Source organism: Bradyrhizobium sp. Ken01, from assembly GCF_055807355.1.
The window spans coordinates 1-502 of record NZ_JBVVPC010000153.1 but is presented as its reverse complement, the minus strand read 5'-3'; the positions used below and the strand labels follow the sequence as shown (position 1 = coordinate 502).

General features: G+C 63.5%; 1 protein-coding gene. It reads left to right on the top strand.

The window, feature by feature from the left end:
- The coding region (locus tag AC0L3S_RS39145; RefSeq protein WP_473285301.1) for an electron transfer flavoprotein subunit beta/FixA family protein at positions 1–438 on the top strand (438 nt) is incomplete at its 5' end.
- Positions 439–502 lie beyond the last annotated feature (64 nt).

The following is a 502-nucleotide window of genomic DNA, read 5'->3' as shown; positions in this document are numbered from 1 at the left end:
GCGGACGAAGAGCAGCCGGGCCTGATCATTCTCGGCAAGCAGGCGATCGACGACGACAGCAATCAGACCGGCCAGATGCTGGCCGCGCTGCTCGGCTGGTCGCAGGCGACCTTCGCCTCGAAGCTCGAGGTCGAAGGCAGCGACTTCAAGGTCACCCGCGAAGTCGACGGCGGCTTGCAGACCGTGAAGCTGAAGGGACCGGCGATCGTCACCACCGATCTCCGTCTCAACGAGCCGCGCTACGCCTCGCTGCCGAACATCATGAAGGCCAAAAAGAAGCCGATTGCGGACAAGACCGTGGCCGATTACGGCGTCGACCCCACCCCCCGCCTAGAGGTTCTCAACACGACCGAGCCGGCGGGCCGCAAGGCGGGCGTCAAGGTCAAGGACGTCGCCGAGCTGGTGTCGAAACTCAAGAACGAAGCCGGGGTGCTCTGATGACGACGCTTCTGATTGCCGAACACGACAATGCGTCGCTCAAGGATGCGACCAACAAGGCCCT